Raw genomic sequence first — 22981 nt, forward strand, 5'->3', positions numbered from 1 at the left:
TCGCCCGCTCCTCTGCTGCGCGGATGGGCAAGAGGCGCCACCCAGCGATCGAGAGGTAGACCAGGCCTGCGATCGTCACCGCAGTACCGACCGGCGTCATCGTGAAGAAGCCGAACGGCGCGCCAAGCTCGCGTTCGCGGACCGAGGAGAGGATCAGATTGGCGGGCGTTCCGATCAGCGTGGTCATACCGCCGAGGATGGTCGCGAACGCGAGCGGCATGAGCGTGGCCGTCGGCGGCTGTCGGGCATCGCGGGCGACCTCGGCCGCGATCGGCATGGTGATGACTAGTGCCGCGATGTTGTTCATGAAGGCCGAGAGTAAGGCCGCGACGACAAGAAGCATCGTCAGCCGCAGCGGAAACGGAGCTCGCTGCGGCATCAGTGTCCTGGCGAGCGCCGACGCGACGCCCGACAGCTCCACCGCGCGGCCGACCACGAGGATGGCGGCTACCGCAATCACCGCCGGGTCGGCGAAGCCCGCGAGCGCGTCGTCTGGCGAGACCAGCCCGAGCACCAGGGAGGCGAACAACGCCAGGAGCGCAACGAGATCGTGCCTTACGCGCTCCGAAACAAACAGTAGGAGCGCGATGGCGAGAATGACGGCGCTTAGCGCCGCAGGACTCATAGCGGCTCGGTTGCCGGCGTGGACGGCGTCAGCCTGAAGCTCTGGCCCTCGGCAGGAGCGGCGACCGGAGCGACCCCGGCCCGCCGAAGCTGATCCGCCACCGCCGCCCCCCGCCTCTGCGCCAGCGTGAGCCTCTCCGCCGGCTCGCCACCACGAAATCCCGGCACCGTGAGCGCGGGAACGTTCCACCTCTTGGCGGCCCAGGCGGAGAGCAGGACGGCGCGCCGTGCCGTCGGATCGAGCTGGTCGTTGCCGTCCGCGAAGGAAATTGGCGGAAGCTCTTTGAGGGGCGGGCGGATCGCGACGCTCCAGCCGGTGACCGCCTGCCTGATCCGCTGTTCAAGAACCCAATAGGCGGCAAGCCCCGCATCCGGGAGTGCCGCCGCGGATGCTTCGACTCGGCGATGATCGCGATCGAGCGTAACCGCTTCGGCCGAAACTCCGGCGGCCAGCGCCACTAAGCGCGCGAGGGCATCGCTCTCGCGCTCGGCGACCGCGGCGCTTTCCTTGGCTTGCTGGAGTTCGGTGCGTTGCGCGTCCAAGGCCGTCGCCCCGGGGGCGAGCAGGACCTGATCGAGCTGAAGGTCGACCGCTCTTCCGAGCCGTTCCTCCATGCGCTTGTCCAGCCCCGCCACGTCGGCGCGCGCAGCCTGCGGCGCGATCACGACAGTCCGAATGGCTGCGGGTTCGGCGTCGAAGTCGATGTCGAGTTGGGTGACCCGCGACTGCGCACCGAATTGTTCGCTCAGCATTGAGCGCACCTGAGACACGATCAGCGCCTCGCGCGCGATCCGTGACAAGGAGAGCGCGAGAGGCACTCCCATCGCGACGAAAACCAGGATCAGCAGCGAAGTCTGAAGCCAGCTCTGCCGGTGGGAGAGCTGGTGACCGAAGCCGTAGAGACGCGCCATCACCGTGGCGGAAAGCGCGATCGTCACGAAGTTGGTGACGAAAAGGGCCAGCGCCCCTCCGAAGACCGGCAGGTTCCAGGTCGCGATACCGTAGCCGACAACGGCAAGCGGCGGCATCAGCGCGGTCGCGATCGCCACGCCGGTGATCGTCTCGCCGCGGCCCCGAATTATCGCGAAGGTCCCCGCCAGTGCCGCGAACAGAGCCACGAGCAAGTCAAACAGGTTCGGGCGGGTGCGCGCGAGGATTTCGGCCGTCGGCGCTTTGAGCGGTGATGCCAGAACAATCAGGGCGGTGAATGCCACAGCGATCAGCGTGCCCGACGCGAGCGCGGCAAGCGACCGGCGCATCTCCGCGAAGTCGAAGGTCGCAAGGCCGAAGCCAAGCCCCAGGATCGGGTTCATCAGCGGCGAGATGAGCATCGCGCCAATCACGACCGCGGGCGACGAGAGCAGCAGTCCGAGCACAGCGATGCCCGCCGACATCATAATCATGAAGATGAACCGCGCGGACCAGCCGCTCTCCTCCACGATCCGCGCCAGCACCCTCTCGTGATCGATGCCGTGCGAGAACGCGCGTCGCCACGCCGGCCCGCCGGAGGCACCAACGTCGGTCGCGGCGTCCACGTTCGGCGGATCGAAGAGGTTCATCGCCGTCGTTTTCCTATGCTCGCCACCCGTCCATCAACCCATCCGCGTCCGGACAGATCCGAACTGCGCGACACCATGCCGATGTAAGGAGCGGGATATGCCGATGATCCCGGCACCTTCGTTCACAACATCCAACCCGTTGTCTCGGCCGATGCCATGCAGCAGATGCCGGGCCAAGACCAGCGGTCGTGCGTCACGGTTCGCGGCGAAGGTGCTTTGAGGACGCCTGGCATCGCGCCTTCGCCGGAACCCTGCAAGGCCCGGCGCTTTCCCCATCAGCGATGCTTGCCATGGGCGGGCCAATCCTGAGGACCAACATGTTCTTCGACAGCTGGAGCGGACTGCTGCGCGTCCTCATCCTTGGCACGTCAGCCTATCTCGCACTGGTGCTGATCCTGCGGATCAGCGGCAAGCGCACGCTGGCGAAGATGAGCGCGTTCGACCTCGTGGTGACGGTGGCGCTTGGCTCAACCCTAGCAACGATCCTCCTGACCAAGGACGTCGCCCTTGCGGAAGGGGTGCTCGCCTTTCTTGTCCTCGTGCTGCTCCAATATGTGATCGCTGCCCTTTCGGTGCGCTCGCGGCTGGTCAGGCGTCTGGCTAAGGCGGAACCGGCCATGTTGCTTGAAGACGGCGTGTTCGACGATCAGGCGCTCCGGCGGGAGCGGGTGACACGCCAGGAGGTATTCGCCGCCGTCCGTGGCAGCGGCGCCGGCGATCTGGCGGCCATCGCGGCGGTTGTGCTGGAGACAGATGGATCGTTCAGCGTGATCGCACAGTCGAGATCGGGATCACGCTCGGCTCTCCCGCAGTGCGGAACCCCAAAGTGAGTGGCGCGTCGGATCGCGTGAACCTCGCGCAGAGTCGTACCGAACTGGCGGAGGATCGCACGGTCCTGGCGCACGAGCGCAGCTACGCAGGCTGGCTCCGCACCGGCATGGCGGCAGTCGGCATCGGTCTTGGATTCAACGCACTGTTCGAAGCGCTACATCCCGCCTGGGTGCCGAAGGCGATTGCGACCGTCTTCCTGCTGATCGCGGCGTTCATCTTCATCTCTGCCCAGCAGCGTGCCTGCCGCAGCCTTTCGAGGCTGGATGCACATAAGGTGACGATCATTCGCCCGATCAGGATACGCCTGCTCACCACCGCGCTTGTCACGGCGACATCCATGCTTTGCGTCGCGATCTGGACGCTTGTCTCCATCCCCTGATCAGGTGAACTGCCAAGGTTCAAGTCGCGGCCAAGCATCCCGATTGCGCCGGGACGCACAACCTACAGCCTTCATGAGTTCGGGCTAAGCTGGCGGATGCGGCCCAAGAAATTTCGCAGTTCCAGCCGACGCCGACCTTCATCGGCGTAGTCGTCGTTCACGCCCAGACGCCACCTCGCCCCGGCGTCTGAAGGGCTCTCTTCGAGACGGGCAAACAGGGCGGCATGAGCGTCTACATCCGCCTGATCCCGGGCGAGGCCCTCTTCGATGAGCGTTTCAGCGCTCCGCCGCAGGGCTGCGCCGATCTCCCCCGGCGACAACTCGGGGTGGTACTGCACACCCCAGAAGATCCCGCGATCGAACCGGATCTCGGCAGCATTGATCTGCCCGGCGGCGTTGGTCGCAAGCACTCGCCCTTCAGGTGGCAGCTCGGACACTTCGTCCCCGTGGATCGTCGCAGCGTCCCATACCGGCGGCCGGCCCTCCAGCAGCGGATGGCGCTCACCCAACGCCGCGCGTATGATGCGGCGGGCGATGCCGGCTTCGCGCTGCCCCGCAATGCGGCGAACCTTCCCCCCGGCAGCGGCCGCCGCTATCTGCAGTCCCGCACATGATCCGAAGCTTGGCGTACCGGACGCGAACACCCCGCGCATGAAGGCCAGCTGTCGGCGAACCTCCGGCGCCTCCTCATAAACGTGCAGCGGTGATCCCCCCAGGAAGACGGCGTCGAAGCGACCGATCGCTTCCGCCGACATGAGCTGCTTCTGCTCGTCGGCTGGTTCGGTCAGTTGGGTGTCGCAGCCGGGAACCAGCTCGCGCAGCGTTGCCGCGAAGCTTTCGCCCGCACTTGCGCCGACGCTCGCTCGTCTGGCCTGACGATCCTCCTTGGTCTCACTCTCCACAACCAGAAAACGCATGCACAGTTCTCGCTCGATCAGCCTCGTGGACGCCGGCTGCCGAACGCCAGGCAGCGGAAATGCTTCCGACTGAAATGCAGGTGCCTACTCCGTGCGGGTGTGAACGGACCCGACAGACCGGACATGTGTTCTTCCATCGACAATCGAACTGCGGCCGGAGAGACCATGCGCATCAAATCTATCGGCGAGGCGCTGCTTGGGACGGTCTCGGCACCGGCACCGCGGAAAGGATCGGCCAGCCCGCGGCTCGACGAGCATGAGTTTAAGCGACGTTTTCTTAGCCAGTTCAAGGATGGCGCCTTCCAGCCATTGAAGACGGAGCTGGACCGCATCGCCGATGCCGCATGGGACGCATACCTACACGAGCGCAAAAGCCCCGAGACGCGAAAGGCAGGGCCGGGTTACGCTGACCCCGACTACGAACTTGCGGTTGACTGGATTGCGGCGAAGGAGGCGATCGAAGCGGCGCAGGCTCACCATGAGGATCCCGGCGGACCGCTTCGGGTCCTCCTCATCAACGGATCGTCAAGGTCGGAACATACCTGCCCGAGCGAGCTGTCGAAGTCCTGGCGACTCTGCCAGATGGCGCGGGAAACGCTGGAGCAGGATGGCTTTCGCGTCGAGTTCCTCGATCTCTCGCACCTTGCCTCCGAATACGGGCGGCACATCCACCCGTGCAAGGCTTGCTTCTCGACCGCTGCGGCGCTGTGCCACTGGCCCTGCTCGTGTTACCCGAACTACTCGCTGGGCCAGACCCAAGACATGATGAACGACATCTACCCGAAATGGGTGGAGGCGCATGGCGTGATGATCGTGACGCCGGTCAACTGGTACAGCCCCTCCTCGCCGATTAAGCTGATGATGGACCGGCTGGTCTGCGCGGACGGGGGCAATCCCGATCCCTCCCTTACGCATGGCAAGGAAGCCGAGCAGGCCAAGCGGGAGGAACTGAAGGGCTGGAGCTATCCGCGCCACCTCAAGGGACGACTGTTCTCCGTCATCGTCCACGGCGATGTCGAAGGTGCGGAGAACGTCCGACGCGGCCTCGCGGACTGGATGCGCTTCATGCACATGGAAAGTGCGGGCCCTGCGGCCGAGCTCGACCGCTACATCGGCTACTGGAAGCCCTATGCGACAAGCCATGACGAGCTGGACCGAGATCGGGACATCCAGGAAGAGGTACGGAACGCCGCGCGTACCCTTGGTGAAGCGCTTCGGGCGCAACGAGCGGGTCGGCTGCACCAATCGGGCCAGACGTTGGACGATCCTCGACCGAAGTGAGCCGCAGCTTCGGTCACGACCCTTACTATCGTCTGCATGGCGGGATCAGAGCGCCGGGCCATTTGCATCGTGTCAGGTGTCGCCTGCCGGTCCCTGAAGGCCGGGCGGAGGCGTATCGGCATCGGGATCGCGACCCTGGCTGAGGTCCAACTGCCGCATGACGGGCGTTACTGTCAGCCCGTGCAGCAGGATCGAAAGCAGGGCGACGAGCCCGACCAGCCCCCACACCCGATCGGCTGCCGGAAACTCAGCGTGGTTGAACGCATAGGCGAGATAGTAGAACGATCCCACGCCCCGGATGCCAAAGAAGGCAAGGGTGAGCTTCTCCCCCGTCTGCCTTGAGCCTCGTGAGGCCAACCAGCCCGGCGAGCGGCCGGACGACAAGGATGATCGCCGCCGCCGCGACAACATCCGCCCAGCCGAGCGGACGGAGAAGGCCGCTGACCAGGGCGCCGCCGAACAGGAGCAGCATGACCATCATCGCAATGCGTTCGACCTGCTCGGTGATGCTGTGCATCTGGTGGTTGAAATCATGGTCGCGGTGCGAGCGCCTGAGCGTCAGCGCGGTGACGAAGACGGCGAGGAAGCCGTAGCAGTGGATGATTTCCGTGACCCCGTAAGACACGAAGGCGGCGGCAATGGCGATCAGGCCGTCTCCGGTCGCGGCCAGCTTCGTCTCCGCGGGGACGTGGAAGGTCAGCCAGCCGAACGCCTTGCCGATCAGCCAACCGCCCGCCACTCCGGCGCCGATCTCCCACAGCACATTGTAGCCGACCCACTTCGCCAGCCAGGGCTCGCCGGTGGCGGCGGACAGGGTCAGCACGATGGCGAGATGGACGAATGGAAAGGCGAGGCCGTCGTTCAGCCCGCCTCCGAGGTGAGGCCGAACCGCACCTCGTCCTCGTCGCCGGACTTGGGTGGGCCGACCTGGACGTCGGCCGCCAGTACCGGGTCGGTGGGCGCCAGACTGGCGCCCAGGAGCAGCGCCACCGTCCAGGGCAGGCCAAGCCAGACGCCACCGATAGCCGTGATCGCCGCGATGCTGAGCGGCATGGTGATCGCCAGCAGCCGCCAGGTGACCCGCCACTTGCGCCAGCTGAAATGCCGGTCGAGCTTCAGTCCGGCACCCATGAGCGCGATGATGACCACGAACTCGGTGAACCGCTCGGCGATGTCGGGGAAGTCGAGCGGCAGGGGCCGCAGCGTCACGAGGGGCGATGAGAATAGCGCAGCACCGATCGCGATGCAGACGATCGGAAGCGAGAGCGGCATCTTCTTCAGCGCCAGCGGCAGCCACGCCACCAGCGCGATCAGGAGACCAAACCCGGTCAGGACAAGGATGTAGGGTTCAGGTGCGATCGGCGGCATCGATGCAGAACAGATCGCCAGCGCATCGGCTGCATAACTGATGCAGTTGTTCTGGCGAGTCCGCGGCGCAGATCGCACCGAGCCCTTGCGGTCGCCGCTCCATTGTATCCGCCGCCCGTATCGAAAGGCAGCACATGTAGGGTGGATTGGCGGCACGAGCTAACTTCAAAGGTGATAATCCTTAACAAGCGACCGCTTCCGAGATGGTCAGAGGCTAGCCCGATTGTTCGAGTGTGGGTCGTAGTGCCGGCAGCCTTACAAACCCGCCCCGCTCGGCTGCTGCTGCGCCGCTACCTGCGCGGGCGAACAGCTCTGGAACGCCGAACAGGCCCGGCCGCCGCGCCACCCCGCATCCGCTGCTGATAGCGCCGTCCTGACAAGCCCAGCTACATCGCGCGCGACAAGGTATTTGGTGAAGTCTGGCCGTTACTGGAGAGGTCCCTGGCGATCGGGGGTACGCGTCTTGCTCCGGCCCCTGGGCCCGCGCGCGACGGTAGCGTCAGACTATCGGATGGCGGACATGAGATGGTCGGTGGATGAAACGAGCTAGTCTCCCACCGGCGACTGCTGGGCGGGAGCGTGATCGCCCCGGTGCGAGGGCAGCCTTCGGAACGGCGCCAATCGCCGCCTCCGCGAAGACTGATAAGCACGCATTTGGCGACTGATCCCACAGGAGGATCTACATGCGCGTCTGGCCACACATGCCGCTTCGCATGGAAAGAGCTGCAACCAACCTTGCAGATGCATGTTCAATGACTCTCGGCCGGTGGTGACGCTCTTTAGAGATCGGGGATTGTGTTCAAGTTCGTTTCCTTTGCGCTGCTGAGCACGTGGGTGCTTGCGGCGCCTGCCGCTAGTGCCCAGCAGAGCGACGGCGACCTTCTTCAAAGCGGGGAGTTTGATGCATCTCTGCCATCTTTAGAGGCGACGCGATCGCCAGGGGAAGACGAGCCGATCGCGCCGCCACCTGCCGATCCGGTTCTCAACGAGCTGCTTCCGCCGATCGCCACATTCGACACCACCCCTCCCGCTGACATCGTCGCTACCGACGAGAAGGCGAAGGAGGTGCCCTACGATGTCAGGCTGGACGGGCTGAAAGAGGTCGGACTCGAAGACGAGTTCAGGGGCCTCTCGGCGCTGCTCAGCAAAGGGCGCGAGGCGGCCAACGCCAGCCAGATCGGCGCGCGGGCGGAAGAGGACGTAAAGCTCGCGGAGCGGCTGCTGCGCTCGCAGGGCTATTACGATGGCCTCGCGACAGTCGCGATCGACACGCTGCCGAACGCCCGCAACCGCCTCACCGTCTCACTAACCGCCACACCCGGCCCACGCTACGCGTTTGGCGATGTTGTCGTGACCCAAGCGCCCGATGAGGCCCGCCGTCTTGCTCTGGAGGCGCTCGGTCTCACAGCCGGCAAGCCGATCATCGCCGCCGAGGTCGAGACGGCCGAGGCGAACGTTGCGCTGCGCCTGCCCGAGCAGGGGTATCCCTTCGTCGATGTCGGAGAGCGGGACATCCTGCTCGATGAGCGCGACCATACCGGCGACTATACGCTGCCGGTGGCGGCGGGGCCGAAGGCGCGGTTCGGCGGCATCCGCACGGCGGGTGACCCAGTGTTCGATGCCGGTCATATCGGCGTGATCCAGCGCTTCGACGCCGGCGAAGTCTACGACAGCCGACAGGTCGATGATCTTCGCCAGGCGCTGATTGCCACCAGCCTGCTCTCGACCGTTGCGATCGAGCCGGTGCGCACCGGCCGGGTGAACGCGGACGGCACCGAGACCGTCGATCTGCTCGTTCGCCAGACCGAGGGGCCTCCGCGCACGCTGTCGGGTACGGCGGGCTACGGTACGGGAGAGGGGATCAAGCTCACGGGATCGTGGACCCATCGCAACATGTTCCCGCCGGAAGGCGCGCTCTCCTTCGATGCGGTGGCGGGTACCCAGCAGCAGAGCCTTGCCGCCAACTTCCGCCGCTCGAACGCCGGTCAGCGTGATCGCGTCTTCGCGCTGGGCACCAGCATCGCCCGGCAGGATTTCGAGGCGTACGGTGCGCAGACGGTGAGCCTCACCGGCAGCCTCTCGCGCGCCTCCACCCCGATCTTTCAGAAGAAATGGGTGTGGAGCATCGGCGGCGAGGTCACCGCATCGCGCGAAACCCGCTTCCGCCCCGCCGATGGCGAGCGGCCGCGCAGCACCTACTTCATCATCGCGCTCCCGGGGCAGCTCGGCTACGATGGCTCGAACAGCCTGCTCGATCCCACAAGCGGCTTCCGCGTCACCGGCCGACTGAGCCCCGAGGCGCAGAAGCGCAGCGGCGGAGGCGGTTATAACGGCTATGCCCGCGTCCTTGTCGAAGGCAGCGTCTATTATCCGGTGTCGGACGCGCTGGTGATCGCCGGCCGTGCGCGGGTCGGATCGATTCTTGGGGCGAGCCGCGACAGCATCGCGCCGTCGCGGCGCTACTATGCCGGTGGCGGCGGATCGGTGCGCGGCTTCGGCTTTCAGGAGCTTGGTCCGAAGGGCGCCAACGGCGATCCGATCGGCGGCCGCAGCCTTACCGAATTCGCGATCGAGGCGCGCTACCGCTTCGGCAATTACGGGATCGTGCCGTTCTTCGATGCGGGCCGCGTGGGCGAGGGATCGACTCCGTCGCTGTCGCGAATGCGCTACGGCGCTGGCATCGGTGCGCGCTACTACACGAACTTCGGTCCGATGCGGATCGACGTCGCCACGCCGATCAACCGGCAGGAGGGCGAGTCGAAGATCGCGCTCTACATCTCGATCGGGCAGGCGTTCTGATGGAGGGGGTCGAAAATTCGGGTGCCCCGACAGGAAGCCCGCGCTGGAAGCGGATTGCGAAATGGCTGGCGATCAGCGTCGCCGGCTTGGTCGCGATCGTCTTCGTCGCGGTGCTGGCGATAAACACCGGACCGGGCCGCGCCTTTCTCGTCAGCCAGCTGAGCGGGTACGAGACCGCGTCGGGAATGAAGATCGGCATTGGGCGCATCAACGGCTCGCTCTACGGCCGGATGCGGATCAGCCGGCTGGAAGTGAGGGATACGCAGGGCGTGTTCCTGCAGGCCGATCACCTGACGCTCGACTGGCGCCCTTTCGAATACCTTACCGCAAGCAAGGTCAACATTCGCGGGCTGCTCTCGCCCGAGATCGTGCTGCGCCGCCTTCCGGTGTTCGAGGAGGTGCCGAGCGATCCTGACGCGCCGATCCTCCCCGATATCGACGTGTCGCTCGGCCGTCTCACGATCGACCGCTTCGTCGTCGAGCCGCCCGTCACCGGCAAGCGCCATATCGTCCGCATAGCGGGCAAGGCTGAGATCGCCGATGGCCGCGCTCAGGTAACGGCTGATGCGGCGGCGCTGCGTGCGGCGGGCGTCGCCGGTGGCGACAAAGTTGCGATCCTGCTGGACGCAGTGCCAGACGCCAACCGTCTGCGCCTCGATGCCGACGTGATCGCGCCAGCCGGCGGGTTGATCGACAGCTATGCCGGGCTCGGCAAGGCGGTGGCTTTCCGGCTGGGCGGCAAGGGTGACTGGAAGGCATGGAATGGTCGTCTGCGCGGCACGATCGGCGGTGCCTCGGTGGCGGACCTGACAATCGCCGCCCGCGACGGCCGCTTCCGCGTGCAGGGCCCGACAATGCCGGGCGTGGTGCTCGCCGGCCCGGTGGAACGCGTAACTGCGCCGAAGCTCGACGTCGATCTGGATGCGACGCTCGGCGAGCGGCTCTTCGACGTGAAGTTCACCGCCCGCTCCGATGCGCTCGCCGTCGATGCGGGCGGCACGATCCACCTCGGCAGGAGCCGCTTCGGCAATTTTCAGATCAATGCCGCGCTTCTGAAGGCCGGCGCGATCGCGCCCAATGTCTCGGGCAAGGACATCAAGGCCTCGGCGGTTCTGGACGGGGCGTTCGCCACGCCCGCCGTCGCCTACCGCATCAGCGCCGAGCGTGCCGCCTTCGGCTCGATGGGAGTCGAGGGGCTGCGGGCCGAGGGACGCGCGACGATCGACGCCGACCGCATTGCCATACCGGTCAGCGCGACCGCGCGGCGCGTGACCGGCCTGAATGCGGCGGCAGGTGGCTTGCTCACCGATCTCTCGGTCAACGGCGATCTCGCTTGGTCCAAGGGCAAGCTCCTCTCCGACAATCTCCACCTCAAATCGGCGAGGATCGACGCCACCGCGATCATCCTCGCCGATCTCGCGACGGGCACCTACACGGGCGCGCTGAAGGGGCGGGTGAACGACTATCATGTCGATGGACTCGGCCGCGTCGCGCTCACCACCGATACCGAGCTCGTGCCTGGCGCGAACGGGGGATTCGGCGTACGCGGCGCGTTCCGGGTCGTGACCAAGCGGATCGACAACGAGACGCTGCGCAACACGCTGGGCGGCAATGCGGTGACGATCGGCCGCTTCGGCTTCGACGGGCGGGTGGCGCGGCTGACCGGCCTTGCGATGACCGCTCCCGATTTCCGCATTACCGGCGGCGGCGGCAGCTACGATCTCGAAACCGGACGCATCGATTTCCGCGCTGGTGCCACCTCGAAGCTCTATGGCCCCGCCACCGTCACCGCCAGCGGCACGCTCGAACGCCCGCTCGTACAACTTCGCGCCGCGCGGCCGGAGCTCGGCATCAATCTCACCGGCCTCGCGGCCGAGTTGCGTGGCGTGGCGGGCGGCTATGCGATCCGCGCGACGGGCAGTACCGACTATGGCCCGCTTTCCGGCGACATCCTGATCCGCAGCGGATCGGGCCCTCTCGCCGTCGATATCCGGCGCGCGACGTTCGCCGGTGTCGATTTCGTCGGCAGCGTCGTGCAGAGCAAGGCGGGACCGTTCGCGGGGCGGCTGACGCTTGCCGGATCGGGGTTGAACGGTGGTGTGCGCCTTTCGGCGGCGGGCGCAAACCAGCAGGCCGATATCGATGTGACGGCGAACGCCGCGCGCATCCCCGGCCCGACGCCGATCACGCTCGGGCGCGGCACAATCAAGGCGCGGGCGGTGATGTACCCCGCCGCTCCCTCGATCACCGGCCGCTTCGCACTTGCCGATCTGCGCCAGGGCGAGACGCTGGTGGGCCGCGCTCAAGGGCGGATCGATTACCGGCGCGGGCGCGGCACGGTGGCGCTGACCGCGAACGGACGGAGCGGGGTGCCTTTCGACGTCGCGGCACAGGCGCGCCTCGCCCCCGATCGTATCGTTGCCAATGCCAAGGGCAGCGTCGGCAACACCGCCTTTCGCCTGTCGCAGCCGGCAGTCGCCACCAAGGCTGGTGCGGACTGGGTTCTGGCTCCGGTCCGGCTCGTCGTGCCGCAGGGCACGGTCGAGCTCTCCGGCCGCTATGGCCAGGAAACCCGCTTCCGCGCGCGGATGGACAACTTCGACATCGCCATCGCGCAGGCGTTCGTGCCCGGCCTCGGCCTTGGCGGTCGCGCGACAGGCAATGTCGATTACAGCCAGGCCGCCGGTTCGGACGTCCCGAACCTGCGCGCCCGCATCGACGTGAAGAATTTCACCCGCACCGCCGCCTACGTCGTGTCGGATCCGGTGGACATCGCCTTCCTCGGTACGCTCGACCGGTCGGGGGGCGACATGCGCGCGCTGATCCGGCGTGGAGGCGGACTGGTCGGCCGAATGATCGCGCGCCTCGCTCCTCTCGGCCCCGGGGCCAGCCTGTCCGAACAGCTGTTCGCCAGCCCGCTTTCCGGCGGCGTGCGCTATAACGGCCCTGCCGACGTGCTGTGGACGATGACCGGCATCTCCGGTCAGGATCTCAGCGGGCCCGTTGCCGTTGCCGCCGATTTCGGCGGGCGGCTCGATCGGCCGACGGTGAACGGCATCGCCCGTGCGAAGACGCTGCGTTACGAAAACACCGCCTTCGGCACCGTCATCTCAAACATCGCGCTGGAAGGGCGCTTTACACAGTCGCAACTCCAGCTCGTCTCGCTGACCGGCAAGGCGGGCACCGGCTCGCTCTCCGCGTCCGGGACCGTCGGTCTCGATGCGGCCACGGGGTTCCCGATCAACCTGCAGGCGCGGCTCGATCGCGCTCAGCTCGCGCAGAGCGACGCATTGGGCGCGACCGTCAGCGGCACGATGACGATTACCAACGGGCCGGGCGGCGGGCTGATCAAGGGCGATTTCCGCATCCCCGAGGCGCGATACCAGGTCGTGCTCCAAGGGGCTGCCGAGGTGGCCGACCTGTCGGGCGTGCGCCGCCGTACCGACAAGCCTGCCGCTAAGGCGAACGCTCCCGCGCCGAGCAATTGGAAGCTCGACATCCGCATCCGCGCCGACAACCAGATCTTCGTCGGCGGAATGGGGCTGGAGGCCGAGTGGGCGACCGACATGCGCGTCTCCGGCACCGCCACCGATCCGCGGGTAGTGGGCACGCTCTCGGTGGTGCGCGGCACCTATTCGTTCGCCGGTCGCCGCTTTGATCTCGACGACGACGGAGAGATACGTTTCGATGGCGGCCCGCTCACCAACCCGGAACTGAACCTTTCAGCCGACACCACCGTCGAAGGGGTCACCGCCACGATCAGCATCGGCGGCCGCGCGCAGAACCCGCAGGTCACCTTCACCTCGACGCCGACCTTGCCGCAGGACGAGGTGCTCTCCCGGCTTCTGTTCGGCGAAAGCGTCACCTCGCTCTCGCCGACGCAGGCGATCCAGCTCGCCGCCGCGCTCAACTCACTGCGTGGCTCGGGCGGCGGCCTCAACCCGCTCGGCAAGCTCCGCTCGGCGACGGGGATCGACCGCCTGCGTGTGCTTGGCGCAGACAAGACGGCGGGCAGGGGTACCGCGCTTGCCGCTGGTCAATACATCTCCAACGACATCTATGTGGAGGTCATCACCGACGCCCGCGGCTTCACCGCCACCCAGCTGGAGATCGCGCTGTCGAAAGCGCTCAGCCTGCTCAGCCAGGCTGGATCGTTTGGCGGGTCGAATGTAGGTCTGCGGTATTCAAAGGATTATTGACGTCTCGCGTCGGATAGCGCCGGCAGCAACCAATCTGCAACGCGCTCTATTCCCAATGAAGTAGCCAGCAGATCCTGCCGGATCTCAATTTCTGCATAGGGTATCATCGAAGCATAGGCGTGAAGCGGTACTGTGTAATCGGTGCCGTCCATTCGATACGGCTCGTTCTCTCCGACGACTAGACCAGACTTGTCGCGGAAACTGGCGAGTAGCGCCAGCGCATACCGGACATCACCTTGGTGGTGGAGAATTCCCACATGCCAAGGTCGGGCAAACCCATCCATCAGCGGGGTGAAGCTATGGAGGGATATGAGTACCGTCACGCGTCCCGCGTCGCTGCGCTGCTGTATCAGGCTCGAGATCGCCTGCTGATAAGGTTGGTGGATCTCGGCGCATCTCTGTTTGCGGTGAGCCCCCATGTTCCCGGGGATTGGTGTTCCATCGCTTACGTGCGGTACCGCTTCCGAGCTCAGCGGGTTGCGATTGCAGTCTATGACCAGCCGGGAATAGCATTGGCGAATGAACACAGCGTCCATCCGGGCTGCGAGCAGACCGCCCAGCTCACGCACGCCGATATCCAGCGCGATGTGACGCGCGCGATCGGCAGGCGAAAGGCCAAGCGTGCCGAGCGCCGCGGGAATGCTATCTCCGGCATGATCGCCGATGAACAGGAACGGCGACCGGCCTGCGGGGTTTTCGATCATCACGGGCGGCGGATCGCCGGCCCCCAGCAAGGCGCTCACGCGGGTCTCCGATGCCGAACCTGATCATTCATCATGTCACGCTCTACAGCTATTCGCAGCCGGTGTCGTTCGGCGAGCACCGGATCATGGTACGCCCGCGGGAAGGGCATGATCAGTGGTTGACCGAGGCGCGGCTGGACATCGATCCTGCTCCCGCCGCGATCCGCCAGATCCACGACGTGTTCGGCAACTCGGTGACGATCGCGCGGTTCGACCGCCCTGCCACCCAGCTCAGCATCGAGAGCACGATCCGGATGGAGCACCATCCGCTGGAAAGCCACGCCGTGCAGATCGAGGATTACGCCAAACTCTATCCCTTCACCTATTCGTCGGAGGACATGCCCGATCTGCTAAGGTCGATCGAGCGGGTCAATCACGATCCATGGCGAATGATCGACGATTGGGCGGACGGCTTCGTCCGCCGCGACGGGCCGACCGACACCCTGGCGATGCTGACCGCGATCACCGCTGCGATCTGCCGCGATTTCACCTATGTGCCACGTCAAGAGAAGGGGACGCAGACGCCGCTGGAGACGCTCCGGCTGGGTCAGGGCACCTGCCGTGATTTCGCCGTACTGATGATCGAGGCGGTGCGCGCGCTAGGCTTCGCCGCGCGCTTCGTCTCCGGTTACGTCTACAACCCGGCGATCGGCGATGGGAACGTCGGCGGCGGCAATACGCACGCTTGGGTCCGCATCTTCCTGCCGGGCGAAGGTTGGGTGGAGTTCGATCCGACCAACGGCATCGTCGGTAATCGCGGACTTGTTCGCGTCGCCATCGCCCGCGATCCGTATCAGGCGGTGCCGATCTCTGGCACGTACAGCGGCTTGCCGGAAAGCTTCACGGGGATGACGGTGTCCGTAGAAGTCGATCTGGAGGCGGAACCAACTTCCGCTCGGAGCGCTCCTTCAACGACCGAACAGTCGGCGATCCCTGCCGCGCATGGAGCCTGAATGTTTATCCGCGCCGGCTACGAGATCACGTTTGAGACAGATCGGGCGGTGCCGACCCTGGCTTTATTGAGCGTTCATCCCTCGCGACATCACGATCTGCGCACACCGCAACGCATCCTCGCCGATCCCGACATTCCGATCTTCGACTATGTCGATCACTTCGGAAACGTTTGCACACGGTTCACCATTCCGGCGGGCGGACTGACGCTCAGAACCGATTACGTGATCGAGGATCCCGGCACGCACGACCTTCACGCGCCCGACGCTGAACAGTGGCCGGTCGAGGCGCTGCCGGAGGATGTGCTCGTCTACCTTCTCGGCTCCCGCTATTGTGAGACGGACCGGATGTCCGAACATGCCTGGGCGTTGTTCGGTCATGTGCCTCCGGGCTGGGCGCGGGTGCAGGCAATCGTCGATTACACGCACAATCACGTGGAATTTGGCTACCACCATGCACGATCGACCAAGACGGCGTGGGAGGCGCATCAGGAGCAGAACGGCGTCTGCCGCGATTTCGCCCATCTCGCCGTTGCACTGTGCCGCTGCATGAACATTCCGGCGCGCTATTGCACCGGATATCTAGGCGATATCGGTGTTCCTCCGGTGGATGCGCCGATGGACTTTTCGGCCTGGTTCGACGTGTTTCTCGGCGGGAGATGGTACACGTTCGATGCCCGCCACAACCGCCCCCGCATCGGTCGCATCCTCATGGCGCGGGGCCGCGACGCCACAGACGTGGCCCTGACGACGATGTTCGGCCCAACGGTGCTTGCGAAATTCCACGTTCATACCAACGAGGTTGCCGCGCCCGATCTGTGACGTGGACGTTGGTTCCGCCCGAGCTTTCACTTCCGACCGCTGAGATTGCAGAGTGAGGGTCCGGCGATGGATCATCGGATCGGTGCGCGTGTGTTCACCCCAACATCCGCGTCGGTCTCGCCCGGAGGTGGCGGCGCGCCGCGATCCCGATAGGAGGGAAGGTCGGGCGCGTCCGCCGGCGTCGGTCGTGCCTCCAGTCGCGCAATCTCACGCTTCATCTCGGCGATCTCACGGATCTGCGCGTCGATGATGCGGTCAGCGATGAGGCGAACGCGCGGGTCTCGAATGTGAGCTCGCTCGCTGGTCACGATCGCAATCGAGTGATGGGGAATCATGGCCTTCATGTAGCTGACGTCACTGATCGTTTCTTGGCTACGCACCAGCCACAACGCGCCGGCGAAGATGATGGCTGAGCTGGCGAGTATGCCGAGGTTCGCCTGACGGTTCGGATACATGCCCCACATGAAGCCGAGCATGATGACGGCCATGGTCGCGCCCATCACCGCCGCCATCCAGGTTCGCGTCTGGCTGTATTCGACGTGGTCGAGAGCATAGGTGTTGAGGTACATGAGGCCGAACATCGCGACGGGCGACGTCGCGATCATCGCGAAGAATCTGCCATAACCCATGCCGGCGTGCTGGCCTTGTTGCCTGTCGTGGTCCATCTCCACCTCCCTGTTTGCGGCGTGCTCCAACGCGCGAGATGCGTTGACGCTCATCCGGCGATGCATGGCGAGTGACGACCTTTACGAGTATCCATCACGGAAGACCGCCACCCGCAAGATGAACAACTGTCCGGTTGTCGGAACGCACTCGCATCGCGAGCGGCCGGTACTGCGTCCGCTCAGACCTCAGTGCGCTCGGCAAGCTGCAAAGCATCTTCTACGTCAACGCCCAAGTATCGCACAGTGCTGTCGATCTTGGCATGGCCGAGGAGGATCTGAACGGCGCGAAGGTTGCCCGTCCCCTTGTAGATGATCGACGCCCTTGTGCGTCGAAGCGAGTGCGTCCCGTACTCCTGAGCCGGGAGGCCGATGCCGACCACCCACTCGTGCACGACGGGCATACTGGCGCGTGCTCATGTGGGCCATGTAGTCGTTGCGGCTCGGAAAAACGAAGTCGTTCAAGGTGCCGCCTCGGCGTTCCAACCATATACGCATCGTCTTGCGAGCCGTGTCCATCATTTCGAACTTCACCGGCCGCTTGGTCTTTTATTGAACGATGATCGCTGGGTCACGGACGCTCCCGCCCGACACGACATCCCCGATCCGTACTTTGACCACATTACAGCCGCGCAGTTTGCTATCGATAGCGAAGTCGAACAGTGCTCGGTCCCACAATCGCCTATGCTGGTCGAGCCAGAAGCGAATGGCCCAGACCTGCTGCTGCTTCAGCGCCCGCTTGGCGCCAATCAGTCGGCCTTCGTTCCAGGGTCGCAGTTCGTGAAGGCAGGATCCATCGACGAATGACCCATTGATCATCTCGCGCCGGAAAGGCAAGCGGCCTTATCGGCCGATCAAAGTAGATCAAGCGCGGTAAACCGGCGGTTCGAAGATGTGGTCGATGGGACGGGGTCAGGAAGCATGAATGAATGGTCGAATTTGGCGCGAATGGGACACTGCTGAGCGGCCAACATCGGTCGAGCCGGGCAATGGTCGTCGACGGAAGGCAGAAGAAGAGACAGCTTCCGAGAAGGTTAAGCGTCTGGAAGTGAAATCAGAGACTTGATATCGGAAATGATCAGGCGAGAATAGCCGGCAGCGCCTGCCAAACTATGGCAACACCAGATATCGCCAGCCCTCCAAGCGCTACCGCGCGCATCCACTGGTCAGATGGACTCCCGGCATCACTGCGCGAAAATTTTGCAAGTAATACTGCCCCCAGCCCAAGGCAAACCACCGTCACGACAAGAGCCAGCATACGGGCGAGCATCGTGGTCAGAAACACGCTGGCAACGACGTACAGCGTGAAGAAGTGGAACGTCCAAAGGAGCAATCCGCTCAGCAGATAGGTCCAGCCGCGCACTGCTATCCCCCGAAACCGCGGGTCAGTACTGCCGTCAGCGCGCCCTGTGCGGCGGCATAGATTACCCACAATACGCACAGGTCCAGGCTGTTGTTGCGCGGACGCACGATCATGGCCCGGCTGTTCCGCGCCGAAAGATAAGCCGCCATCAGCAGTCCGATGGCACCGAGGATACTTTCGAGCGACAGCAGCCCGTATACCGTTGCTCCCTGGCCGCTCGTGTCCGGGCGCAGTCCCGAGTCCAGCCAGGTCCACAGATCGGTCCCGGTGCCGAGTGCCAGGGCCAAGGCAGCGCACAGGAAGAGGACGCCGGGTGTCCAGAGTTCTGTCTTCTCGCGGGTGAGCATGCGCCGCGAGAGCCAGGCCAGGCCTGCCGCGAGTGCATAGGAAGGAAGGACGAACATCAATCCGCCCCATCCCGCGGGCGCGACCCAGAAGCGCGGCTGAACGCCATAGAGATAGAGGAAGCTGAAGACGGCCATGACGAAGATCATGCCGACCACGACAAGCAGGATGACCATCGCCCACCAGCCGTGGCTGGCAGGCCCCGTCACATAGGTGGGCAGGCAGATGCCGGCGCCGACATCGACTTCCTCTTCCTTGACCAGCCGATCAGTATCCCAGAGCCAGCGCAGCACGCCCAGGATCGCCAGCACGCCGCACACCAACGAGGGAAGATAGGCTTGCACGGTCAGCAGGAGGAAGAAGCCCGCGGTGAACACCGCCGCGAGGAACGGCCATACCGAGGGGCCGGGCATGATCTGGAGGTATTGCGGCTCCGCCCGCAGCGGGCTGGTTATGATCGTCTCGCGCAGCCCGGTGGCGGAGTTCGGGAGGAAGTAGCGCCCCTGCTCCACATCGTCGGCAAGCTTGGGATCGTCCCACAGCGGCTCGCGGCTCTTCACGACCGGTATGCTGCGGGTCGAGTAGAGCCCGGTCGGAAGCCATTCGAGCGTGGCTCCGCCATAGACGTTGCCGGCATCGTCATCCGTAGTGAATCGGAAATTGCGGGCGAGATCGACAAGGAAGACCAGCACGCCGGCCGCCAGGATGAATGCGCCGGCGGTGGAGATCATGTTGATGACCTCCCAATCCCGGCCGGGAAGATAGGTGTAGACCCGGCGCGGCATGCCCATGAAACCGACGATGTGCATCGGCCAGAAGGTGACCTGCATACCGACGAACATCAGCCAGAAAGCCCATGCGCCGATCCGCTCCGACAGTGCACGGCTGCTCGTCATCGGCGCCCAATAATAGAACGCGGCGAACATCGGGAACACCATCCCGCCGATCAGCACATAGTGGAGGTGGGCGACGATGAAGTAGCTGTCATGCGCCTGCCAGTCGAACGGCACCATCGCCACCATGACGCCGGTGAGACCGCCGATAACGAAGGTGATGAGCCCGCCGAGCACGAACAGGGTCGGCACGTTGTAGCGCGGCTTGCCCACCGCGAACGTCGCGATCCAGGAGAAGACCTGGATGCCCGCCGGCACGCTCACCGCCATGCTCGCCGTCGAGAAGAAGCCGACCGACAGGTTCGGCATTCCGGTCGTGAACATGTGGTGTGACCAGACGCCGAAGCTGATGAAGCCGGTCGCCAGGAACGCCAGAACGATCAGGTAATGCCCGACGAGCGGCGTGCGGGCCAGCGTCGCCACCATCATCGAGACGAGGCCCGAGGCGGGCAGGAAGATGATGTACACCTCCGGGTGGCCGAAGAACCAGAACAGATGCTGCCAGAGCAGCGGATCGCCGCCCCGCGTCGGATCAAAGAACGGCCAGTTGAACGCGCGCTCCAGTTCAAGCAACAGCGTGCCGAGGATGACCGAGGGGAAACCGACGACGATCATCGCCCCGAACACCAGCATCGCCCAGGCATAGACCGGCATCTTGTCGAGCGTCATGCCCGGAGCGCGGGTGCGCAATACGCCGACGATGATCTCGATCGCTCCGGCAATCGCGCTGATCTCGATGAAGCCGATGCCGAGCAGCCAGAAATCGGCGTTGATGCCGGGCGAATAGGCAAGGCTGGTGTAAGGTGGATACATGAACCAGCCGCCCTCGGGCGCTAGGCCCACAAGGAGCGAGGCGAAGAAGCACAGCCCGCCGACGAAATAGGCCCAGAAGGCGTAGGCCGAGAGCCGGGGAAAGGGCAGGTCGCGGGCGGCCAGCATCTGCGGCAGCAGCAGAACCCCGATCGCCTCCACCATCGGCACGGCGAACAGGAACATCATCACCGTGCCGTGCATGGTGAAGAACTGGTTGTAGGTCTCCTGCGGCAATATGCCCTGAAGCGGCAGCGCCAGCTGCACACGCATCACCAGCGCAAGGATGCCGGCGAGCAGAAAGAAGAGGAAGGCGGTCGCGACGTAGAAGAAGCCGACATAATTATTGTTGACCGCCGTCAGCAGCGCCCAACCCTTCGGCGCGCACCAAATCCGCTCCAACTCCTTCAGCTCGTCCGGCGGACGCTCCTCCTTCGTGGGAAAGCGGTCGTAGAGTGCCGGATCGAAGCCGGTCTCCGACCTCATTTCTGCGCCTGCAGGTAATCGGCCAGCGTGCCCAGTTCTGCGGCGGAAAGCATTTTATAAGGTGGCATGCGGTTGCCGGGCTTGATCGACTGGCTGTCGCCGATCCATCCCATCAGCGTGCCGCGATTGTTGGGAAGGATGCCCGCGCCGAGCGATCGCCGGGACGCGACATGGGTCAGGTCCGGCCCGGCTGTCCCGTTCGCATCCGTACCCGCGATCCGGTGACATGCGGCGCAACCGGTGGATCGGAACAGCGCGGCGCCTCGCACGGCAGGCTGCGGGCGCGAGATGCGGCGAGCCGCCATCATCGCCTCGAACTCGACGGGATCATGGGCGATGACGACGAAGCCCATCAGGGCGTGCGGCCCGCCGCAATATTCGGCACATTGCCCGCCGAACACGCCGGGCTTATCGGCCTGGATCGGCAGGACGTTCCGACGGCCGGGCACCATGTCGAGCTTCCCCGACAGGCGCGGAACCCAGAAGCTGTGAATCACGTCGCTGGATTCGAGTTCCAGCACCACCGGACGTCCGGCCGGGATGTGCAGTTCGTTCGCATCTAGCATGGTGGCCCGGCCCTGCCCGTCGAGATAGGCGACCCGCCACCACCACATCTCACCCGTGATGCGCACGCGCATCGCCTCGGCCGGCAGCGGTGCGGTGAGGTTCCGGGTCAGGCTCAGCCCATAGACGAGCAGCAAGCTCAGGACGATCACGGGGAAGACAATTCCGCCAATCCAGATGGCTTTGGTCCCGCCGAGCCTGCCCTTGAACGGCATGCTTCCGAACAGCGCGACCCATAGCGCCGCCAGCACGATGGTCAGCACCCCGGCGGCCATCGCTAGCAGAACCCAGCTCAAAGTCGTGATCGAACCAGCATAGGGGCCGGCAGGATCGAAGACCGGAATGATTGACGCGTCGGGCATATCAGCGATCGCCCGTGGCATAGAGATAGGCGGCGACATCGCGCGCTTCCGCATCGCTCAGCGGCATCGCCGGCATTGTAGTGCCAGGCAGCACGGCTGGGGCGTCGCGAATGAAGGCGGCGAGCGTGTCGGCGCGGTTCGGCAATCTGCCGGCAATGAGTCCCTGATCGGCAAATCCCTCCAGCGAAGGACCACTCTGTCCGCGGGGCCAGCGAAGGCCAGGAATCACATGACATGCGCCGCAGCCGGCGCGTTCGATCGCCTCCAGCCCACGCTGGACGTTCGCCTGCGGCATGTGATGCACCTCGTCAGGCGGCGGTTTGCATGCGGGAGTCAGCAGCAGCGGCAAGAGAGCGCGAATGATCTGCAACAATCCCCCTATCCCGCCGGCAGCTTTCGCGGCCACGCCTTGGAACAGTTCGAAACGGGGGCGGTTCCCACAACACGATGGTTTCAGCACGCATAGCCTTGATGGGCGTGGCGACATTCGCCCTGTCGGCATGCGGCCAGGTCGAGCGGAATGCGGCCGACCAGTTCACCGCGACGGGTAAACTCATCGCCTTGAGCGGGGGCGATGCCGGCGCATCGAATGCCTGCATGACTTGCCACGGCATCGATGGACACGGAAACGGCGCGGGGACGCCGCGGCTGGCCAGCCTCGATCGTGGATATATGGCGGCACAGCTTGAAGCCTATGCGAGCGGACGCCGACAGCATGCCGAAATGGCTTCGATCGCCCGCAGGCTTACTGCGGACCAGCAGGACGCCGTCTCGGCATATTACGCGGCGATGTCATTCGCGCCCGAGCCATCTTCCCGAAACAAGCCTGCCAATCTTGCGGCGGCGCTCTACCACCGCGGCGACCCGGCCCGAGGGTTGGCGTCCTGCGCTTCGTGCCATGGGGAGCGGGGCGAAGGAGTGGGCCTGGCGAACCCGCCTCTCGGCGGTCAGCCCGCAGCCTATCTTGCTGAACAGCTTGATCTGTGGCGGGCGGGGAAGCGGCGGAGCGATCCGCAGAACGTG

General features: G+C 65.1%; 19 protein-coding genes and 3 pseudogenes. 8 read left to right on the forward strand and 14 right to left on the reverse strand.

Translation table 11 applies throughout. The annotated features are described in order from the left end of the window. Window positions 1-31: 31 nt before the first annotated feature. Window positions 32-625: pseudogene (locus ACM608_RS12720) on the reverse strand (SLC13 family permease); the annotation flags it as partial. Beyond that, the gene (locus ACM608_RS12725; protein ID WP_419683609.1) at window positions 622-2184 is read right to left on the reverse strand and encodes a DUF389 domain-containing protein; all 1563 of its coding nucleotides are present in this window, start codon (window positions 2182-2184) and stop codon (window positions 622-624) included. The gene ACM608_RS12725 and the pseudogene ACM608_RS12720, both read right to left, overlap by 4 nt. 290 nt (window positions 2185-2474) lie before the next feature. On the opposite strand from ACM608_RS12725, the gene ACM608_RS12730 reads away from it, so the two are divergent. Continuing rightward, window positions 2475-3014, forward strand: coding sequence for a DUF421 domain-containing protein (locus ACM608_RS12730; protein WP_419683611.1), 540 nt, complete (start codon window positions 2475-2477; stop codon window positions 3012-3014). Then, on the forward strand, window positions 3011-3394 hold the full coding sequence (locus ACM608_RS12735) for a YidH family protein (protein WP_419683613.1): 384 nt from the start codon (window positions 3011-3013) through the stop codon (window positions 3392-3394). The genes ACM608_RS12730 and ACM608_RS12735 overlap by 4 nt, the downstream gene beginning before the upstream one ends. A gap of 71 nt (window positions 3395-3465) precedes the next feature. Here ACM608_RS12735 and ACM608_RS12740 read toward each other — a convergent pair whose 3' ends face one another. Next, entirely contained in the window at window positions 3466-4311 is an 846-nt protein-coding gene (locus ACM608_RS12740) for a type 1 glutamine amidotransferase (protein WP_419683615.1), read from the reverse strand. Window positions 4312-4476: 165 nt separating this feature from the next. Here ACM608_RS12740 and ACM608_RS12745 point away from each other — a divergent pair, with 165 nt between their 5' ends. After that, window positions 4477-5592: a flavodoxin family protein gene (locus ACM608_RS12745; protein ID WP_419683616.1), complete on the forward strand. Its 1116-nt coding sequence runs from the start codon at window positions 4477-4479 to the stop codon at window positions 5590-5592. 72 nt (window positions 5593-5664) lie between these two features. Here the strand turns inward: ACM608_RS12745 and ACM608_RS12750 are convergent, their stop codons facing one another. The 3 genes from ACM608_RS12750 to ACM608_RS12760 are packed head-to-tail and all read right to left on the reverse strand — an operon-like array spanning window position 5665 to window position 6960. Continuing rightward, entirely contained in the window at window positions 5665-5883 is a 219-nt protein-coding gene (locus ACM608_RS12750; RefSeq protein ID WP_419683618.1) for a hypothetical protein, read from the reverse strand. Further along, window positions 5840-6415: a cation:proton antiporter gene (locus tag ACM608_RS12755; RefSeq protein WP_419683620.1), complete on the reverse strand. Its 576-nt coding sequence runs from the start codon at window positions 6413-6415 to the stop codon at window positions 5840-5842. The genes ACM608_RS12750 and ACM608_RS12755 overlap by 44 nt, the downstream gene beginning before the upstream one ends. A gap of 38 nt (window positions 6416-6453) precedes the next feature. Continuing rightward, the gene (locus ACM608_RS12760; RefSeq protein ID WP_419683621.1) at window positions 6454-6960 is read right to left on the reverse strand and encodes a cation:proton antiporter; all 507 of its coding nucleotides are present in this window, start codon (window positions 6958-6960) and stop codon (window positions 6454-6456) included. A 795-nt stretch (window positions 6961-7755) separates the two neighbouring features. Between ACM608_RS12760 and ACM608_RS12765 the strand changes: the two genes are divergently transcribed. Then, window positions 7756-9759 (forward strand): autotransporter assembly complex protein TamA, encoded by a 2004-nt coding sequence (locus ACM608_RS12765; RefSeq protein ID WP_419683622.1) that lies wholly within the window; start codon window positions 7756-7758, stop codon window positions 9757-9759. Continuing rightward, complete coding sequence (locus ACM608_RS12770) at window positions 9759-13958, forward strand: translocation/assembly module TamB domain-containing protein (RefSeq protein ID WP_419683624.1); 4200 nt, start codon at window positions 9759-9761, stop codon at window positions 13956-13958. Before ACM608_RS12765 ends, ACM608_RS12770 begins: the two co-directional genes overlap by 1 nt. Here the strand turns inward: ACM608_RS12770 and ACM608_RS12775 are convergent. Then, entirely contained in the window at window positions 13952-14701 is a 750-nt protein-coding gene (locus ACM608_RS12775) for an N-formylglutamate amidohydrolase (RefSeq protein ID WP_419683626.1), read from the reverse strand. The genes ACM608_RS12770 and ACM608_RS12775 overlap by 7 nt on opposite strands. A gap of 11 nt (window positions 14702-14712) precedes the next feature. On the opposite strand from ACM608_RS12775, the gene ACM608_RS12780 reads away from it, so the two are divergent. After that, window positions 14713-15654 (forward strand): transglutaminase family protein, encoded by a 942-nt coding sequence (locus ACM608_RS12780; RefSeq protein WP_419683628.1) that lies wholly within the window; start codon window positions 14713-14715, stop codon window positions 15652-15654. Next, window positions 15655-16473, forward strand: a complete 819-nt coding sequence (locus ACM608_RS12785) for a transglutaminase-like domain-containing protein (protein WP_419683630.1) — start codon at window positions 15655-15657, stop codon at window positions 16471-16473. Between the two features lie 71 nt (window positions 16474-16544). Here the strand turns inward: ACM608_RS12785 and ACM608_RS12790 are convergent, their stop codons facing one another. The 7 genes and pseudogenes from ACM608_RS12790 to ACM608_RS12820 form a co-directional block, all read right to left on the reverse strand. Beyond that, window positions 16545-17138: a DUF305 domain-containing protein gene (locus ACM608_RS12790; protein ID WP_419685198.1), complete on the reverse strand. Its 594-nt coding sequence runs from the start codon at window positions 17136-17138 to the stop codon at window positions 16545-16547. A gap of 179 nt (window positions 17139-17317) precedes the next feature. Then, a pseudogene (locus tag ACM608_RS12795) lies at window positions 17318-17947 on the reverse strand (tyrosine-type recombinase/integrase). 266 nt (window positions 17948-18213) lie between these two features. Next, complete coding sequence (locus ACM608_RS12800) at window positions 18214-18498, reverse strand: hypothetical protein (protein WP_419683632.1); 285 nt, start codon at window positions 18496-18498, stop codon at window positions 18214-18216. Between the two features lie 2 nt (window positions 18499-18500). After that, window positions 18501-21032 carry a cbb3-type cytochrome c oxidase subunit I gene (locus ACM608_RS12805; RefSeq protein WP_419683634.1) on the reverse strand — a complete coding sequence of 844 codons (2532 nt, stop codon included), beginning with the start codon at window positions 21030-21032 and terminating at the stop codon, window positions 18501-18503. Then, window positions 21029-21958: a cytochrome c oxidase subunit II gene (gene coxB, locus ACM608_RS12810; protein ID WP_419683636.1), complete on the reverse strand. Its 930-nt coding sequence runs from the start codon at window positions 21956-21958 to the stop codon at window positions 21029-21031. The genes ACM608_RS12805 and coxB overlap by 4 nt, the downstream gene beginning before the upstream one ends. Before the next feature lies 1 nt (window position 21959). Next, complete coding sequence (locus ACM608_RS12815) at window positions 21960-22364, reverse strand: c-type cytochrome (protein ID WP_419683638.1); 405 nt, start codon at window positions 22362-22364, stop codon at window positions 21960-21962. A 47-nt stretch (window positions 22365-22411) separates the two neighbouring features. After that, window positions 22412-22675, reverse strand: a complete 264-nt coding sequence (locus tag ACM608_RS12820; protein WP_419685270.1) for a hypothetical protein — start codon at window positions 22673-22675, stop codon at window positions 22412-22414. On the opposite strand from ACM608_RS12820, the pseudogene ACM608_RS12825 reads away from it, so the two are divergent. Beyond that, a pseudogene (locus ACM608_RS12825) lies at window positions 22556-22978 on the forward strand (c-type cytochrome); the annotation flags it as partial. The gene ACM608_RS12820 and the pseudogene ACM608_RS12825 sit on opposite strands and share 120 nt — an antisense overlap. Window positions 22979-22981: the final 3 nt, after the last annotated feature.

It is taken from the genome of Sphingomonas sp. ID0503 (assembly GCF_048565625.1).
GTDB lineage: Bacteria > Pseudomonadota > Alphaproteobacteria > Sphingomonadales > Sphingomonadaceae > JBLZUR01.

Coding starts and splice junctions, on each gene's coding strand:
- ACM608_RS12725 (WP_419683609.1), bottom strand. CDS start 2,184: ATGAACCTCTTCGATCCGCCGAACGTGGACGCCGCGACCGACGTTGGT.
- ACM608_RS12730 (WP_419683611.1), top strand. CDS start 2,475: ATGGGCGGGCCAATCCTGAGGACCAACATGTTCTTCGACAGCTGGAGC.
- ACM608_RS12740 (WP_419683615.1), bottom strand. CDS start 4,311: ATGCGTTTTCTGGTTGTGGAGAGTGAGACCAAGGAGGATCGTCAGGCC.
- ACM608_RS12745 (WP_419683616.1), top strand. CDS start 4,477: ATGCGCATCAAATCTATCGGCGAGGCGCTGCTTGGGACGGTCTCGGCA.
- ACM608_RS12760 (WP_419683621.1), bottom strand. CDS start 6,960: ATGCCGCCGATCGCACCTGAACCCTACATCCTTGTCCTGACCGGGTTT.
- ACM608_RS12770 (WP_419683624.1), top strand. CDS start 9,759: ATGGAGGGGGTCGAAAATTCGGGTGCCCCGACAGGAAGCCCGCGCTGG.
- ACM608_RS12780 (WP_419683628.1), top strand. CDS start 14,713: ATGCCGAACCTGATCATTCATCATGTCACGCTCTACAGCTATTCGCAG.
- ACM608_RS12785 (WP_419683630.1), top strand. CDS start 15,655: ATGTTTATCCGCGCCGGCTACGAGATCACGTTTGAGACAGATCGGGCG.
- ACM608_RS12790 (WP_419685198.1), bottom strand. CDS start 17,138: ATGGACCACGACAGGCAACAAGGCCAGCACGCCGGCATGGGTTATGGC.
- ACM608_RS12805 (WP_419683634.1), bottom strand. CDS start 21,032: ATGAGGTCGGAGACCGGCTTCGATCCGGCACTCTACGACCGCTTTCCC.
- coxB (WP_419683636.1), bottom strand. CDS start 21,958: ATGCCCGACGCGTCAATCATTCCGGTCTTCGATCCTGCCGGCCCCTAT.
- ACM608_RS12820 (WP_419685270.1), bottom strand. CDS start 22,675: ATGCTGTCGGCGTCCGCTCGCATAGGCTTCAAGCTGTGCCGCCATATA.